The 17,510-nt window shown below is 35.4% G+C and carries 16 protein-coding genes; 5 read left to right on the forward strand and 11 right to left on the reverse strand.

The features are described 5' to 3' along the window. Positions 1–167 precede the first annotated feature (167 nt). The 5 genes from T323_RS0115955 to T323_RS0115975 all read right to left on the reverse strand — a co-directional run bounded on the left by T323_RS0115955 (position 168) and on the right by T323_RS0115975 (position 5,883). On the reverse strand, positions 168–1,376 hold the full coding sequence (locus T323_RS0115955) for a response regulator transcription factor (protein ID WP_026674152.1): 1,209 nt from the start codon (positions 1,374–1,376) through the stop codon (positions 168–170). An 11-nt stretch (positions 1,377–1,387) separates the two neighbouring features. Beyond that, positions 1,388–3,199, reverse strand: a complete 1,812-nt coding sequence (locus T323_RS0115960) for a cache domain-containing sensor histidine kinase (RefSeq protein WP_026674153.1) — start codon at positions 3,197–3,199, stop codon at positions 1,388–1,390. Between the two features lie 11 nt (positions 3,200–3,210). Beyond that, complete coding sequence (locus T323_RS0115965; protein WP_026674154.1) at positions 3,211–4,218, reverse strand: substrate-binding domain-containing protein; 1,008 nt, start codon at positions 4,216–4,218, stop codon at positions 3,211–3,213. A gap of 353 nt (positions 4,219–4,571) precedes the next feature. Further along, a complete protein-coding gene (locus T323_RS28915; RefSeq protein WP_156942465.1) occupies positions 4,572–4,736 on the reverse strand; it encodes a hypothetical protein in 165 nt (54 codons plus the stop codon). A 118-nt stretch (positions 4,737–4,854) separates the two neighbouring features. Continuing rightward, entirely contained in the window at positions 4,855–5,883 is a 1,029-nt protein-coding gene (locus T323_RS0115975; RefSeq protein WP_026674155.1) for a coiled-coil domain-containing protein, read from the reverse strand. 199 nt (positions 5,884–6,082) lie between these two features. On the opposite strand from T323_RS0115975, the gene T323_RS0115980 reads away from it, so the two are divergent. The 3 genes from T323_RS0115980 (at position 6,083) to T323_RS0115990 (ending at position 8,508) form a co-directional block, all read left to right on the forward strand. Next, positions 6,083–6,769: a BMQ_0737 family morphogenetic spore coat protein gene (locus T323_RS0115980; protein ID WP_026674156.1), complete on the forward strand. Its 687-nt coding sequence runs from the start codon at positions 6,083–6,085 to the stop codon at positions 6,767–6,769. A 78-nt stretch (positions 6,770–6,847) separates the two neighbouring features. Next, positions 6,848–7,510, forward strand: coding sequence for a hypothetical protein (locus T323_RS0115985; RefSeq protein ID WP_026674157.1), 663 nt, complete (start codon positions 6,848–6,850; stop codon positions 7,508–7,510). A 26-nt stretch (positions 7,511–7,536) separates the two neighbouring features. Continuing rightward, complete coding sequence (locus tag T323_RS0115990; RefSeq protein ID WP_026674158.1) at positions 7,537–8,508, forward strand: CgeB family protein; 972 nt, start codon at positions 7,537–7,539, stop codon at positions 8,506–8,508. Between the two features lie 467 nt (positions 8,509–8,975). On the opposite strand, the gene T323_RS0115995 is transcribed toward T323_RS0115990, so the two are convergent. Then, positions 8,976–9,782, reverse strand: a complete 807-nt coding sequence (locus T323_RS0115995; RefSeq protein WP_026674159.1) for a PHP domain-containing protein — start codon at positions 9,780–9,782, stop codon at positions 8,976–8,978. A 28-nt stretch (positions 9,783–9,810) separates the two neighbouring features. After that, positions 9,811–10,929, reverse strand: a complete 1,119-nt coding sequence (locus T323_RS0116000; protein ID WP_026674160.1) for a glycosyltransferase family 61 protein — start codon at positions 10,927–10,929, stop codon at positions 9,811–9,813. Between the two features lie 104 nt (positions 10,930–11,033). On the opposite strand from T323_RS0116000, the gene T323_RS26955 reads away from it, so the two are divergent. After that, entirely contained in the window at positions 11,034–11,732 is a 699-nt protein-coding gene (locus T323_RS26955) for a glycosyltransferase family 2 protein (protein ID WP_051556571.1), read from the forward strand. A 6-nt stretch (positions 11,733–11,738) separates the two neighbouring features. Here the strand turns inward: T323_RS26955 and T323_RS0116010 are convergent, their stop codons facing one another. Continuing rightward, on the reverse strand, positions 11,739–13,028 hold the full coding sequence (locus T323_RS0116010; RefSeq protein ID WP_026674161.1) for a glycosyltransferase family A protein: 1,290 nt from the start codon (positions 13,026–13,028) through the stop codon (positions 11,739–11,741). A gap of 21 nt (positions 13,029–13,049) precedes the next feature. Beyond that, the gene (locus tag T323_RS0116015; protein WP_051556572.1) at positions 13,050–14,174 is read right to left on the reverse strand and encodes a glycosyltransferase; all 1,125 of its coding nucleotides are present in this window, start codon (positions 14,172–14,174) and stop codon (positions 13,050–13,052) included. A 194-nt stretch (positions 14,175–14,368) separates the two neighbouring features. On the opposite strand from T323_RS0116015, the gene T323_RS0116020 reads away from it, so the two are divergent. Beyond that, positions 14,369–15,448 carry a glycosyltransferase family 4 protein gene (locus T323_RS0116020; protein ID WP_245613739.1) on the forward strand — a complete coding sequence of 360 codons (1,080 nt, stop codon included), beginning with the start codon at positions 14,369–14,371 and terminating at the stop codon, positions 15,446–15,448. 55 nt (positions 15,449–15,503) lie between these two features. Here T323_RS0116020 and T323_RS0116025 read toward each other — a convergent pair whose 3' ends face one another. Together T323_RS0116025 and T323_RS26960 are read right to left on the reverse strand one after the other, a co-directional pair. Further along, the gene (locus tag T323_RS0116025) at positions 15,504–16,283 is read right to left on the reverse strand and encodes a sulfotransferase domain-containing protein (protein ID WP_051556574.1); all 780 of its coding nucleotides are present in this window, start codon (positions 16,281–16,283) and stop codon (positions 15,504–15,506) included. Between the two features lie 26 nt (positions 16,284–16,309). Continuing rightward, positions 16,310–17,479: a glycosyltransferase gene (locus T323_RS26960; protein WP_051556575.1), complete on the reverse strand. Its 1,170-nt coding sequence runs from the start codon at positions 17,477–17,479 to the stop codon at positions 16,310–16,312. Positions 17,480–17,510: the final 31 nt, after the last annotated feature.

The raw sequence follows: 17,510 nt of genomic DNA on the forward strand, positions 1-17,510 counted from the left end.
TTTGCAATTTTTTAATGTTTTTTATAAAATTTGAACTTTCTTTCCTAACTCATCATTAAATCGAATAAAAAATAGAGTACCAGCCACTCGACTCCTGCGGGAAAGAAGGGAACGGACACCATTAGCAATTAATCAAAAAAACTACACCATATTGGTGTAGTTGAACATTATACTTTTTTAAATGCACTTCCCTGCCGATATTGCTTTGGTGAAACTCCCATCACTTTTTTAAATGCAGTGCTAAAATAGTGCTGAGTCTCATAGCCAACTTGTTCTGATACTTCATGAATCGGCATATTTGTTGTGTTTAATAGTTCTATTGCTTTTTTAATTCTTAATTTCGTAAGCAATCGGATAAACGAAATCCCTAACTCTTGTTTAATCATTCGACTTAAATAAACTGAGGATACACGTAGAGAATCGGCAACAGACTCTAAACTAAGATTTGAATCAGAATAATGTTCACTTATATATTGTTTTGCACGTCTAACAATATAGGAAACTTCCATGTTGGAACAAACGAACTGTTTACAGCGATTATAGGCTGTTATCATATGAATGTCTTCATTCAGCATTTCAAAATGTTGGTTCGTTACGATTTTTACATCCATTTGGATTTGTTTTTCTATATTCAGAAGTTTTTGTTCTTCTACTTCTTCCCATAATATTGTGACAACCATATCCCTTTCTTGTCGGAATATAACATGTGTATAGGTGAGAAGTTGCTCACGAATGATGTTTTCTACTTTACATAAAATTTCATCTCGTTCCTTTTCCGTTACTAGTGAAGCATTTTTTTCCATATCTGCCCAGCGAATCATCCCTAATTGTTTTGGAAGTTCATTCGGCAAGTGTAAAAATTCAAGCTGAGCACCGATATTCTCTTGAGTTATCCTTCCTTCGATCCAATCCATGAAAAAATGTTCTCTGAATAGTGGGATGTTTTTTTCAATATGTTTGGACGCCAAATCCATTTGTTTTCTTTGTTTTTGTTCCTTTTCTAGCTGAAGCGATACCTTTTCTAATACTGCTGTTAATTGAAGGGGATCAACGGGTTTCATAATATAATCGGTAACATTTAAACGAACAGCTTCTTGTGCATAGCGAAATTCATCATGGCCAGTAATGATAATAATTTTACAGTTTGGTAATTGTTTTCGAATCGCTTTAATTAAAGTTAGTCCATTCATAATCGGCATATTTAAATCAGCTAGTAAAATATCAATATCATGTTGTACCGCGAGTTCAAGAGCTTCCTCTCCATCTTCTGCCTCGTCTACGACTTTTAAATTGATAGATTCCCAACTAACAACTTCTCTTATTCCTTCTCGAATAATGATTTCATCATCGGCAATTAACACTTTCCACTGCTCCACTTTAAATCACCTCACCATCTTTTTTCATCTTCTAATAATAAAGGATGAATAATAATCACTGTTGTTCCTTTATTCTCTTTACTTTCAATACTCACACCGTACTCCTCGCCAAAGGTTAGCTTTAACCTTGCATGAACATTTGCAAGTCCGTATCCCGTTGTTTCTTCAACATCTCCTTTTAATGGAGGAGTTGTTACAAAAGAAGCTAGACTATATCGTAACTGTTGGAGTTTTTCATGATTCATTCCTTTTCCGTTATCACGAATCGTAATGAAGAGATTCTCTTCCTTCTCCATCAATTCAATTGTTATTAACCCTTCGGAACGTCTTTCTTTAATGCCATGGTAAATCGCGTTTTCAACAATCGGTTGTAACACCATTTTTAAAATAGTAACCTGTTCGAGTTTTGGTGAAACTGTAATTGTGTAGTTTAGTTTCTTTTGATATCGCACCGATTGAATTTTCAAGTAACTCTTGATATGTTCAACTTCCTCCCTTACTGGGATGATAGTCTTGCCTTTACTTAATCCTATTTTGAATAGTTTTGATAAAGAACCTACCATTTCAGCTACGTCCGGTGCATTTTTTTTCCTTGCCATCCACTGAATCGTATCGAGTGTGTTATAGAGAAAATGCGGTTTTATATTTGCTTGTAAACTACGAAACTCTGCTTCTCGTTTTTTCCGTTCTTGCTGCTCGGTTAGTTTAATTAGTTTATCGATTTGATGAAGCATGCTATTGAAGCTTCTCCCAAGCTTACCTACTTCATCTTTTCTAACTCCTTTATATCGAATCGATAAATCACCAGATTCTGCTTTTTCCATTGCCATCATTAATTCATGTATTGGTTTAGAAATTGAATGTGATAAAAAATAAGAGGCCGTAATTCCAAATAAACATACAAAAAATAAAAAACTGACGACAAAAAACTGAATTTGTTGAACTTCTGGTATCGTATCATTTGAGGGAAAGACCCCAACCATTGTCCAGTTCGTAAATGTCGATGTGCGATAAATAAATTGCAAAGATTCTCCATTTACTTTCTTTGAAAACGTCCCATTATTGAACTGTATTTCTTCTATTATTGATATATTTTGAAGAATGGAGTGAGTGGGAGAATAGATTTTTTCTCCATTAGCATCAAGTACCATTAAATATCCAGTTTTGCCCAAACGAACATCTTTTATTGTTTCCGCAATAACGCGAAGCTTTAAGTCAATTAAAATAACACCTTTGACTTCCTGTGAAATTGGATCGATAATCGCACGAACAACAGAAACAATTTCATCTTCCCTATAATTTACATGCGACGCAATCTTTCTTCCTTTCGTTCGCCCTAAAACTTTGGCAATGCCTTGATTTTCGACCGCTTCACGGTACCATGATTCAGATTTAAGGGAAAACGTCGTTCTAGAATACAATTCATTACTAACATATTGCCCCTCCTCATTTACGATTAAAATTCCCGCAATTTCCGGGTGAAGAGTCGTAAAGCTTTGTAAAAACTTTGTAAGCTCATACTTTTCATCAGCATTCATCGTTTCTAATTGAACGTCCCCTGAAAAAAATTCATCCACCGTTGGATTAAATGAAATAAAATAAGTCATATTTTGTACATTTTCAATATGAGATTCAACCGAATCATTTACCTTTTCAATAAGTTGCACCGTATTATCATGTACTTGCTTTTCAATGATTCTATCCACTGTCCACCCTACTAAAATAGCGAGCAAAATGGCAGGGACAATCCCAATTAGTAAAAAGGTCATAATTAGTTTGTTTTTAATCGATAAGTTACTAAATTTAATCTCTTTTACATTCATTACGGCACCACCTAGTGTGCAAAATAACTCTCCACATTTTCTTTTGTTACAATGGTAATACCTGTATCAAGATATAATGGTAGGGGGGCAAGTTCTCTCGATTTTAAAACTTGAGGTTCTGTCAGTTCATGATGAAGGTGAAATAAAAATTGAAGTGACCAATATCCCATATTCCAAGTTCCTTGAGCTAATGTTGCCGATATCACTCCATCCTCTACCATATCAAGAGTCCCTTTATCCGTATCAAAACTAATAATTTGAATGTCTCCTATTTTTTGCTCGACTTTTATTGCTTCACCAACACCGACACCACCGTTTGCTTCTGTCGCAAACACTCCCTTTAATTGTGGATACTCTTTTATTAATTCTAATGTCATTTGCCTTGACACAAGCCTGTCCCCTTTTCCATCGCGAATCGAAACAACATGGATACTTGGGTATTCTGCTCCTAGCGTTTCGATAAATCCATTTGTTCTTTCTTGGTGGTTTAGTTGGTTCTCATTCGTAATGATGGCAACCTCGCCACTTCCATCCAATAACCCTGCCAATTCATGTGCCGCTGTGGCACCCGCATTATAATTATTTGTTCCTAAAAAAGAATAGGCTTTACTCTCAGGTGCTCCTGAATCAAACAAAACAACAGGGATTCCAGCTTGAATGGCCTTATTAATCGTATCTGTTAGTTCATAAGGATCAATGGCGGACAGTGCAATACCTGCTGGTTTTTTCGCGATGACTTGTTCTAATACGGTGATTTGTTCTTCAATATCGTACTGTGCCGCTCCCCGATATTCGACACTTACATTTAGGGCTTTTGCTGCATCTTCAAAGCCTTTTAAACTACTTTTCCAATAATCCATGCCTGACTGAAAAGTAACCATTACATAAGTTTCATCCATTTCTCCTCGTAACCCTTGTGCTTCCCATGAGGCTGTAGTCGTTTCCCTAACATGGTCAACATACACATAAACTAAATACGCCCCTAATAAAATCGCATAAACGATAAAGAGCTTTTTCATTTATGTAACCCCTTTCAAGATATAATTAAATAAATACCTTTGAAGAACGTTGTCAGAAAAGTCAAACAGAACTGTTCTTACTTATCATACCATTTTCACTCCATTAATCTGTTATTAATTTCAAATCATTTAAGAAAAACGCGGAGCGTCTTTTCGATTCAAGCGAAGTGCGGAGCCCTGCCCGCTTTTGACAGTGAACCACAAGTGCTCTTCTTGGGGTAAAACGCGCAGGTGCGCAGCCTTCGCTCTTCTTGAATAAGCTTTCAAAGCTTCGCTGCTAGACCAAAAATTTTCTTTCTTATCTTTCAAAAAAAACTCAGGCTATAGTTGTGACTAACCTGAGTTTTTGTCTTTTATTTTTTTACGATTTTCTTTCCACAGTTACAACCTTTTGCAACCGTTCTTGTTGAACTACTACTATAGCTATGAACCGCTGATGTAGATTTTTTTGTTTTATTAACAGCTGGCCTTGTTTTATATACTGGTGAAGCCGTTCCTATGAACTTTTTGTGTCTCATGCGCAATCCACCTTTATTATTAAAGTTACTATTAATTTATGATGTCCTTTAATACAAGGTGTACAAATTAGACGGTTTTGCAAAATAATAGGCTGAAAAATAGGTAATAGACTAGATTCTATTCTTTATCGTTCTCTTTTCTAGGTCGCTCTCCTTTTCTTTCTGTTAAAAAAATAGAATAATCGTCTAGTTGAGCTTGTTTACTGATAGGTGCCTCTCCTTTTTTGGCTACTTCCTTTACATTTCTTAAAAACCATGCATCTGGTTCTGTATCCTCGACATGCTCATTATTTTTAAGCTGTTCTTCTTTTTCCTTTAGTTGTGATTTTACACAAGTAAGTTCATTCTTTTGTAATTCAAATTCCACTTTTTGCTCCGCGATGTCTTCCTGTAACTTTGTAATAAGTTCAGAAAGCTTTTTACTTTCTTGCTTCTTTTGTTCAAGAATGTCGTTCACTTCTTCCATTTCTTCACTCATATTGGTGACTTGTTGGAGAAAGTTCATGTTTTTTAGTTTCTCCTCACGAAGCTTCTCTTCATATTTCACTATTGTTTCGTTTAGCTTTTCTTTTTCTTCTGTTATTTCACTCACCGATTGAATTTGCTGTTGCAACTCTTTGTTTACTTCTTTTTCGTCATTTAATCGTTTCTTATATTCAGCTATTGTTTCGTTTAACTTTTCTTTTTCCTCTGTTAGCTCCTTCACAGCTTGGTTTTGCTGCTGCAACTCTTTGTTTGCTTCTTTTTCGTCATTTAATCGTTTCTTATATTCGTCTATTGTTTCGATTAACTTTTCTTTTTCCTCTGTTATATCCTTCACGGCTTGGTTTTGTTTTTCCCATTCATTGGTTACACGTTCAAGTTGCCCTGTTAATTCCGCTATATGGTTTTTACCTTCTATTTGTTGTTGACTTACATTTTCAAGCGTTTCGATTACTTCATTTAGCCTCCTTTCCTTTTCTGTTACCTCTGTCCGGAGCATGTCGTTTTCGTCTTTCACACTTTTTAATTGCTGATAACGGTAGTTATTTTCATATTCTTCTACTTTCGCTTTATAAAGGGCTAATTCAGATTGCACGTAAATCAACTTTTGTTTAAGTAAAACTGGGTCATTCAGGCTTTTCCGTTGGTTTTCCTCTTTATTCATCCTTACCCCTCCGCTCAATCCATTTTCTATAAACATATGATGTCAATTCTTGGCTTATTTCTATATATATGCCTAATAGTAAAAAATTGAAAGTAAAACTTGCACACTTACCCCTGATATTCATAGGATACATTAGTTCATTACCCGATGTAATTGAACACACAAATTTTTAGGGTAAAAATTCTAAGGAGGAAACAAAATGAGCCATAATAAGCATAAGGTTTGTATTCGAGTTCCCAAAGTATACGACTGGGTAACACGTCAAATCGATTTACCATTAATGAGTTTTAACGGTGATGAGTTAGACAATATTTTTGAGTGTGTCGTTAACGGATTTACACCACCAGACAATTTATGTGAGTTGTTAGAGCAATATCCTGGGTATACCGTTCATTGTGAATTAATTGAAAACTCTATCCTATGTCAAGAAATTCGTCAGCATAACGGAAGACAATCTGTAAATGTAACACTTCCTTCAGGCGAAACAGTAACTCTTGAAAAAGTGAAAGTACTTGTTAAAGGGTTAGTTCAAGTTGTTATCCGTGACGTAAATGAACAAATCATTTGCCGCACAGAGCCAATCCAATTTGCAACTGCTCAAACATTTTTCTTATGTGCACCAGAAGGAACGGAAGTCGTTTGCCATGTAACATACTTCCAATGTGATGCAGATGTCATTTGTGATAATAACTTCCAACAACTTGACGTATCAATTTTAATTTGTCTTGATGTACAAATGGAAGCATTAGTTAAACTAGAGGTTGACGCTGCGATTTGCAAGCCTAGACAAGAATTACCCGTAGAAGATGTATTATGCCCTGTTGATATTTTCCCACCACAATGCCCAGAGGTTTTTCCAGGACCTGTAAAGCGTAAACTTACGTAAATCATTAGATTTAGTTGAGGGAGAGGGCCCACTCTCCCTTTTCTTATTTACCTTTTATAATCGAGGAGGGAAAGCTTTATGCAACCTAAAAAGCAACCATCTGCATCACAAGATTCGATTATTCAATTAAAACAAAAAATCATCCATTATCGCTCAGAAGTGTCACGGTATAAGCAACAACTTGAAGATTATGAAAAAAGATTACAAGCAAGCGAAGCGAAAGAGCAAACACAAGTTCACATTGAAGAAAAAACAGAGGAACCACGAATCGATTGTCAAGCCTACTTCAGCTATTCAACCATTCTGTCTAATTCTAAAGATGAAGATACGATGATCCTTGGAAACTTTATTATAGAAAACACGGGAAACCAACCGTTAACGACACCGATTATTTGTTTGCAAACTCTTCCAGCCGACGCATGTGTTCTAAGCGGAAAAATAAAATATCATACTCGTGCTACTGATCAAGATGAAGGGATTATTCTTGATGAAACAGCAACAGAAGAATGGACATATGTTCATCCAAATTGGCAAGAGAAAATGAAAGCAAGCGGCGAGCATTGGTTACGCCCCATACATCAAACCGTCATAGAGCCTGGAGAACAATTATTCTTCTCTAATTTTTCACTACTACTTACACCTATAAAAGATAGCCACTCTATTATTATGAAAGGGTTTGTGTATTCACAAGAGATACAAAAAGGACGATCTGCATTAAATCAAATCGTACTAAACTATTAACGTTCTTTTAACAAGAGGTAAAACTGATGAAAATCATATATATACCATCCGGCTACGGGAAAATCTATACGTATTTTGACCAATGGATTATAAAACAATTAAAGGAAATGACAAATGGTCAAGTTCGCAGTATTCACCCTACAAAAGAACTCTCTTATTTCAAAACAATCTGTCGTTCATTTCAGCCTGACCTTGTCATCACTTTAATAGGTGATAAACTTCCTAACGATGTACTAGATTGGCTAAAAAGAAAAGACATTCCATTAGCACTTTGGCTAACCGAAGATCCTTATTATATTGACCATACCGTTTCTTATATCTCCTACTATGATTTTGTTTTTACAATTGATATATCAGCATTACGCTTTTATCAAATGCAAGGCTTTGATCATGTTTATCATTTACCTTTAGGAACTGATCCCGAAACTTTTTCGCCGAAACCTACTAATGATAAATTCGCGAGTGATCTTTGTTTAATCGGGTATCCCTATGAAAATAGAGTTTCCTTAATCACCAAATTATTAAAAGAAACACCTTACCGCATCATCGTATCAAGTCATTGGAAAAACTACTTTACTGAGTCCAAACAATTGAAAATCATAAAAGGATGGTTATCTCCTCAAAAAGTGAGCTATTATTATTCAAATGCAAAAATTTGTTTAAATACTCACCGTTCCTATCAAGAAGCGATGAATAAAAATCGCTTCGGGGTTGTAAATCATAGTATTAACAATCGGACATTTGATATTGCCGCTTGTGCTGCATTTCAACTAATAGAAGAAAAAGAGGATATATCTACACATTTTGCACTTCACAACGAAATCGTCTCTTTTCATTCAGAAGAAGACGCAGTTGAAAAAATCGATTATTATATGAACGCAGAGAAGAAAAGACAAGAAATCGGAGAAAACGCTCATAAACGGGTGCTACAATCCCATACCTTTTACCATCGAATCACAAAACTGCTCCAAACGGTCATGGAACAAATAGCAAAATAAGATGTAACAATTCGTTTGTAGAAATCATATGGCAAGAAAAACGCGGAGCGTTTTTTCTTTCAAGCGAAGTGCGGAGCCCTGCCCGCTTTTGACAGTGAACCCCAAGTGCTCTTCTTGGGGTGAAACGCGCAGGTGCGTAGCCTTCGCTCTTCTTGAATAAGCTTTCAATGCTTCGCTGCTAGACCAAAATTTTTTACTTTCTTATCTCATAAAGAAAAACGCGGAGCGTTTTTTCTTTCAAGCGAAGTGTATGATAAACAATCAACACATCCCATGTCTCATTTTTGCGGTCAGAGCAGCCGTTATTTGTGAACATGATACGGGTTTCCGTTTTTTTGCGGCCACAGGAGCGCTTATTCACGCAAAAGCCACTCTATTCCTAGCGATATATTATGATTAACTGCCCCTGTGTCCTCCAACGTTCCAAAACGCTAGCCATGTTCACAGATAACGGTTTTCATGGCCGCTTACTTACCATCTTCCTTTTCGAATCCAAATTGTCCTAATTGATGCTCATCATGATGAAAGTCTGAGCCCCCGGTCATTAGCAAATCATATTCTTTGGCCATTGCTTTATAAACCTCACGATGTTCTTTCAAATGACTTCTATGCCACACCTCAATTCCATCAAAACCAAGTGTGATTAGTTCACGGACAAGCTCGTCATCTCCAATATAAACAGGATGGGCTAACACAGCTTTTCCACCAGCTTTTTGTATAAGCGCTATTCCCTCTTGCGGAGATAGAATCATTTTTTCTATGGCACACGGTTTTCCATCCGCTAAATAATCATCAAACACCGTTTGATAATCAGAAACATATCCTTTCTTTACAATTGCTTTTGCAATATGAGGTCGCGCAATGACTCCTCCTTGGCTATATTGTTTGATATCATCCAATGTAATTGCAAAACCTATTTCATTAAACTTTTCAATGATTCGATTCGCTCTCCCTTCTCTTTCTTGTCGCATCTGTCGTAATGTTTTTGTAAGCTCTGCTTCAGTTTTAATATTGTAGCCTAATATATCTACACTTTTCCCTTTATACTTCGTGCTTAGTTCGATCGCAGGAATGATATGAACACCAAGTTTGCTTCCCGCTATTTCTGCTTCCTTAATTCCAGCCAATGTATCATGATCTGTAATTGCAATCGTTTCTATCCCTGCTTCTTTGGCTTTTTTAACTATATCAGTCGGGGAATACTCGCCATCTGAGGCTGTTGTGTGAATATGCAAGTCGAATGCTCCCGTACCAATTACTTTTTTTAAGTTCAATGGAAAACTCCTCACTTTAGCTTTATTGTTATAGATAATGCTGTAAGTAAGCTTTTAGTTCCTCAATACGAATCATCCAGTCCGCCTCAATCGGTCGCTTGTCTTCCATTGTTTTCCCTAGAAAATAACTAAGCTTGCCTTTTGTTGTTGTATTGATTAACACATCGCTTACTTTTATAAATTTTTCGGTTGTGAGAATTAATTTTTTTGTTTGTTCTTTTTGAAATACACTGTTATATAAAGCAGATCCTGATGGCCCAGCAATGATTTTTGCATTTCGAAACAACGTAATTTGTTGTTGGACGTTTAACTGTTGTGGGTGAATGATAACAAAACCATGCGAAGCAAAAACACGTTCAACTGCTTTCTCATTCAACAATCGTCTTCTTTTATATTGTAGTTTTGACCGAGAAACATAAATTCTTTCTGGACCAATCCCTTCATCATAATAATCCCCGAGCTTATTCCATGTATGTGCAGCTAATGTTGACGTGTAATTCCGTAACACAAAAGCTTGAACAGGAATTAATAGGCGTTCACATTGAACAGGTTTGTGTAAATATACAATTTGTTTCTGCTTAATACCTAGCGCTTGTAACATATCCAACTGCCATCGATGTTTATCAGTTGGATTCATGATAAAACGGTATTGTCTTATATCTAAAACTTGTGTAATCCATAACCTAGAAAGCACTTCAAGTAAAAAATGACCATAGGAATCTGATAACTCACCACTTAAAAAAATCATTTCCCCTGGGATTTTCTCCACATTTGTTCGTTTTTCTTTTGTTTCAAAACGATTGGAATTAGCATGATACAATAGCGCTTTATGTCCGGACATATAATGATAAAATCTAAAACTATCAGGTAATAAAAATTGCTTACGAGCAACAATTGGTTGATGTTTCAAACATACTGCATGGTTTATGCTCGCAATATAAAATTCATTTGTCGTACAAATCTTTGGAAACTGTTTTTTTGTGCCATGAACATCTGGTTGGATTAATGGCAATGTTTCTTGTTGTTGGATAAGATAAAGAGTATCTTTTGGCGAATGTCCTCTTTCATAAGCCGTAAAGTCTTGAACATCACAAAAACTTCGATAATTAATGAGCGATAAAAAGTCTGATTTGTGTTTTCCGATCAAATTCACCTTCTAACCTAACTTTTGTCAAAGTCCGTTATTCATCTATTCAAACCGATAAAGCCTGACATAAGATATAGTAGTTGTTTTAATAAGGTGGTGAAAAAATGATAAAAGTGAGCTGTATTCTCACAAGTTATAACCGACCAAGAGGAGTACAAGAAGCGATTAATAGTGTAAAAAAACAAACATATCCTCACTGGGAACTTATCATCGTCGATGACAATTCTAATGCAAAAACAAAACAAATGCTTCAACATTTAGTCGCTAGTGACGAACGCTTGAAGCTGATACAGTCCGGTGTTAAAGATGAAGACCGCTATAAAACAACTCGTTATGCAACTTGTATAAACCTAGCTATTCCTCATATAACAGGAGATGTTGTCACTTATTTAACAGATGATGATATTTATTATCCGCATCTTTTTAAACAAATGGTGAAAGTATTTCAAAAAAATCCGAACATCCATATTGTGTATGGAAAGCAAAAAGTAGTTCATATAAGAAATGGATTAAAAGTCCGTGAGTTTATTCGTCCGTCAGTTGGAGTGACAAAACATCCTATGGGCAAAGTTGACCATAATTCCTTTATGCACCGACGAAGCTGTTTCAATATTATTGGTGGTTGGGATGACAATCCACAATATTGGAATCATGCCGATGCTGTTTTTTTTAGAAAACTTGTTCAACACTGGGAGTTTCATCCGCTTCACATTGTCACAGATGAACATCGGATTCACTCTAAAGGAATCCAATCTAAAATGAGACAAAACAAAAAACCATGGATGGAAAAAGATACCGAATAACATGTTTCACTTTTGAAAATACGTCCAACAAAATGGAGTACCTTCCGTAAAGAGTTTCTTTTCTTTTTTCGATAATCGAATGGCTTGTTGTTCCTTAAGGTTTAATTTCTTGACACTATTTTTCTCAATCGGATGAAGCTGGTTTTGGTTGCTTAAATAATAGCTGGAAAAATCTTTAAACAATAATTGACTCGGGAGAATGGTATGTTCGGTAATTGAACTATGAATAGGAGGACCTAACTCAAACCCTTCAAGAAACTCGTAAGTTAAAGGAATGATATTTTTTTTTTGAAACTTAAATTTTTTAAAAGCTTTAAAGCCATCTATCAATCTTTTTTGATGATTTTCAATATAATAGATTGTAGTTGACTCTTTCGCTTTGACAAGACGACCATTCGGAAATAAAGAAGGGTTTGAAAAAACCGTTTCATCGATTTTTGGTCCTAGCGAATATTTAAATAAAATCGGGTCAGGGATTTCAACAATGTCCCGACTTCGATAGAGTAGTACCGGAAACCACTCTCGGTCAATTTCTCTTCTTCGACTCTCTTCAATTACATACACGTTAGAAGATTGCCCTTTTACGATTGTTCCTTCTGGCAAGTGCTCAGGAAGATTGGCATTTAAATTTTGAAAGGAATACGGAGTCTTATAACTAATATCCAAAATTTCTTCTATTGGATGAAACGAAGTAAATGTATTTACCCGACTCCAAAAAGCCGCATCTGCATTATGCCAATACTTAGGGTCATCGTTCCAAAAGCTACCATACGTTTGAAACACTTGGTCGGCTATTTTTCTTGTATGCATAACAGAACAATGATCAACGATGTTGGCAGCCTCTTGTAAGGTTCCTTTCGTCATCCGGGTTCGCTCTGTTAATACATCCAAATTTTCATCGACATGGATGACTTTCTGTCCTGAATAAACAGCCTCTATCACTGAATTGTGATTAAAGACTTGCATCATCAACTCTAATCGCTTAGGTACATACATCGTATCATCTGTTAAGTATGTTAAGAATTCACCTTTTGTTTTTGGAATGGCCGTATTGATTAATGTCGCATAACGTGTTGTTTTGTAACGGTTTTTATTTTCAATTTGACTATTATAGTAATGGATTCGTTCATCATGTAAATAAGATTTGATTTTCGTTGTCGTTTCCTCATTTGAAGCATCATCCATAATAAACAATTCCCAATGTGTAAAAGTTTGTGCGAGTACACTCTCAATGGATTTTCCTACTGTGTTTGGTTTGTTGTAGCTTGTAAGAATAATTGATACGACAGGCTTCAATTGCTCTCCTCCTTACTCGGTTTATGTGCGTAAATTATTCACTTTATTCATAAGTTCTTCCCGATTTGCATGTAACTGTAGTAATAACTGAAGCAAAGCTTGACTATCCAATTGACCGACAACCCATCCTCCATTCAATTGCTGTACTCTTTCTACAGGTGCGCCTAAATTAAAGGTAATCACAGGGTATCCAGAAAGAAGTGCTTCTGTTGTTGTATAAGAATATGTTTCTGGACAAATCGAAGACATAACAACGATGGAAATTTCATGTTGTGATAATAAATACGACAATTGTTTCGGCTCATATTGACCAACAACATGGAAGTAACCCGCTTCATCACTATAAGGTGTAGGGTGTTTATCTGTCGTCCCAATGACTTTAATTGTCAATGGTAAACCTTGTTGTTTAATGGCTTCTTTTAGCTCATATAAAATTGTTAACCCTTTATTTTTTCCGATATGACCAATAAAAGCGATATTCAATCGGTTCAGTGCAAAATGTGGTTGGTATGTATACATAATATGCTCTGGGGTTTTTGGTGCAGAAACATGAATAGGAAGAGTCGGATAATATCGTTGAATAATTTCTTTCGTCGTGTGACTAGGTGCGATTACAGTATCTGCATGCTGGAGCAACTGAAAAAATTTATGTCTCCATTTGGCAATGCGAATCGAGGAGGCTTTCATATTAATTTGTTGCTCTGTAATAAGGTTCGTTTGAATACACGCTTGGCATTTTGCTATATTTGTTTCAGCAAAACAATATTTTTCTTCATAATTAAGTAAGTTAAAGCTAGGGCAAACACAATAATAATCAGCAATAAAATAAGCATACGGGATGTTACACCGAATAATATAATGAATAAGTTTAAATAGCGGGAATGTCACTAAATGATTAATATAAATATACGTTATGTTACACTGTTTTAACATTTTATGAAATGAACTCCAATTGAGTTCAGTTGTTTGAATTGCATATCGTATTACTTTTTGTCTGTTCACTTCGATAACTGAAAGTAGATTTTCGTTCATTCGCAAACGAAAAATGTTCCTTATTCCTTTTAACTCTTCAATACATTGATTCTCATAAACTTCCGTCCCACCACCCCAAGGATGGCAAATAAATAATACTCCAGACCTTTCCACTATAACTCCTCCTTTCTTAGCACAATTTCTTAGCTTACAACCATCCTATTACAGAAAATTCAATAAGATGATAATTACTCAAATTTCCCTGCTACAAAGGAGACCAAACAGCCAAACTTTCGTGTCAAATTATAGTAACATTACATATAATTTTATGTATGAACCTTATATTGGAGGTGGGTATCATAAACATATTGTTTACTTTTTTTATTCCGAGCGGTGGAGTGGAAACGTTAAACAGACAACGTTATTATGCACTACAACCACGCGGTATTAATTGCCATTTCTTATATTTACAAAAAGGAACAGGATTGCAAAACAAGATCGATGCCCCGATATATGTCACCAACAATGATAAAGAAATTAAAGACATTATTGAGAAGGGAAACTTTGATGCCATCGTTGTAAATTCTGACCTTCTCTTACAAAAAAAAATGAAGGAAAGTGGTTATACCGGGCTTGTCATTTATGAAGTGCAAGGGTTAGGAACGGATAAGAAATACGCTGATTACTTTTTACAAAAACATGCTTCACCAATATTAAACCAATATTGTGATGCCATCCTTTATCCAAGGACACCTCATCTCGTCACAGCATTTGAAAAGCACTTCCCGCATCTTCCTAAATATAGTTTTCACAATAGCTTCAGTCTTGACACCTTTCATTATAAACGTCAACCGAAACAGCCAAACCCTATTGTCGGTTGGGTCGGTCGATTAGAGGAAAATAAAAACTGGCGTGATTTTTTAAAAATTGGTGCCCAGCTAAAAAAGGAGTTTCCTTCATTACAGCTTTGGATGTTTGAAGACAGCACATTGTCAACAAAAGATGAAAGAATCGCGTTTAAACAAAATGTACAGGAATTACAGCTTCATCACTGTTTGCAAGTATTTGAAAATCAGCCACACCATAAAATGGCTGCATATTTTTCAACCATTGGGGATTCCGGAGGGTTTCTGTGTTCAACTTCAAAAGTGGAGGGTTTTGGCTATGCTGTCCTCGAAGCGATGGTTTGTAAATGTCCTGTGTTATCAACCGATTCAGATGGAGTAAAAAATTTTATTAAACATAATCGAACCGGTAAATTTTTTACATTAGGCAATATCGCTGAAGCGGTCTCTCAAGGAAAAGAATTAATGACAAACAACAGATTAAGAGAAAAAATAAGAAATACTGGTGTAAAGCATATCGAAAATCATTTTTCTCCTGAAAACTATGCCACTCATTTCATTAACATGATCGAGGAATTAAAAGTAAAGCGGCAAAGCCAATAAGAAGAAAAGGAAATAATATAAGCCAGCTACAAGACTCCCATAGCTGGCTTTTACATTACCATAATTGATTTTTCTCATATCCATATTCAAGTAAAAAATCTCCTGTTATTTTTTTGAACTTTTCTTTGTGTTCGACAGTAAATTCCTCTCTCCACCCCCCTTTTTTTCCTTTACGAAATGTCCATGCTTGACTTGGGTTAATATTATCTTTCATCAATTGTAACAATGTTTGCTTTGTCTCTTTTATTACCTTCTGTTTTTTCCTGAAGTCGTTTGTAAACGCCGATAAAAGATTTTTCTGTTTTTCCTGTATAGTGAAGTCATCAAATAAAAACTCAATAATGGATAAAATCGCTTCATCTTTATTATTATCTTCAATCAAGTCTTCAAATCTCACACTGCATACAGAAGGGTCTTTTGTCCATTCATAAATGAGTCGATACTCATCGTAAACACCTGGGTACCTCATAATTCCCCACTTATTCTGTTGTTCTTCTCCAATTAAGTCAATACCCATAATCAATGCATTCAATTGTTCGTCTTTTGTCACTAGGCGTTCTTGAAAAACTTTATGAAGCGGATGTTCTGGAAATTTATCATTTATAAAATGCCTTAGTGACACTGTGACATCACGTAGGTCTCGATAAATTAAAAGATGTTTGATTTCGTTTTCTTGCAATTTCCTAGCTAACGATTTTTCATAAGGTAAATGGCTCGTAACATAAGCCCCTTTTTGTAATTGAAATAGTTCATCTTCTTGCATTCGTTGTATATTCGGAATGCCTTCAATAATTTGCAGCAGTAAATTTGTTCCACTTTTTGGAACAGAATTCACAAATATTTTCGGAGTTTTTATTGAATCTATAATTGTAATCCCTCCTTTACTTTGGATAGTTGTGTCGTAAAATACAACTTTTCAAAAATAATCTGTTCATAACTAGTGACCGGACTTAAGCTTTTATATTTATCTTGCTGAAACTGAATAATTAAGTTGTTTAAATCCCATGGCGAAGATGGAAAGGCTCCTTTTCCATAAACCATTGTTAATGGTGTGTTTGCTCGTTCAAGTCCGAGTTGAACAGCTTCTTCTTTTGTTCCACTAGGTAGCTGTAAAAAGGTTAGTCGTGGATCATTAATTGGTTGAAGTGCGTCTGTTACACTATGATTCCTACTGCAGTCGATAATAATAAAGTTAAAATTACTATACGTTTGTTCTAACAAATCCTCGAATTTAGTTTCAACATTACTCATTTGGTCATCTACTGGGAATATAATTGTTAAAAATGGAGCTATATGCCTCCGTTGTCTTGCTTCATATCTTGCCAGATTAAAAGCATATCTCCATTTACGATGACCGTCTTTCGAATGTTTTACTTGAGCTGATACGCTTAGTGGTGATTCAGTACGATATTCCATTAACACTTCAGGTATAAATTGAATGTCACAAACTTCTGTAATACGGAGCCAATATTCATAATCCTCTACAGGGGCAAGTTTATATCCTTCGATCATAGCGGCATACCGCTTTTTATACATAAACGAAACCCCAATAAAGCAATGATTAATTAAATTTTCCTTCGGTTGATTTTGATAATCATAAAACTCTTTTAATTGTGGTTCTTTTAATTGCTCCCCGTCGGCATCAATATGTCGAAAACTACTAAAAGATAAACCAACATTTTTAGGTGCCTGTTCTAACGTATTTCTGTGTTGTTCTAAAAAAGTTGGGTAATAAATATTATCGCTAGAAACCCATGTGAAATATTTAATTTCACGTATACTCATTAAATAATGAAACCCTGTATTTAATGCTTTAGGTACCCCTTCATTTTTCTCTTTTTCAATGAGGTGCACCCTAGAATCGCCTTGTGTTATCTCTTTTATTTGTTTGACCGTTTTAGCTGAAGCTCCATCAGAAACAATGACAAAGTGGAAATGTTGATAACTTTGGTTAAGCATAGACTGTAATGCCAGCTTTAAATATTCGGGAACTTGAGTATAAACAGGCATGACTACTCCGACATCTTTCAAAAGTCTTCACCTCTTTATCGTCAATTTTGTT

It is taken from the genome of Alkalihalobacillus bogoriensis ATCC BAA-922 (genome assembly GCF_000621445.1).
Classification (GTDB): domain Bacteria; phylum Bacillota; class Bacilli; order Bacillales; family Bacillaceae_F; genus Bacillus_AO; species Bacillus_AO bogoriense.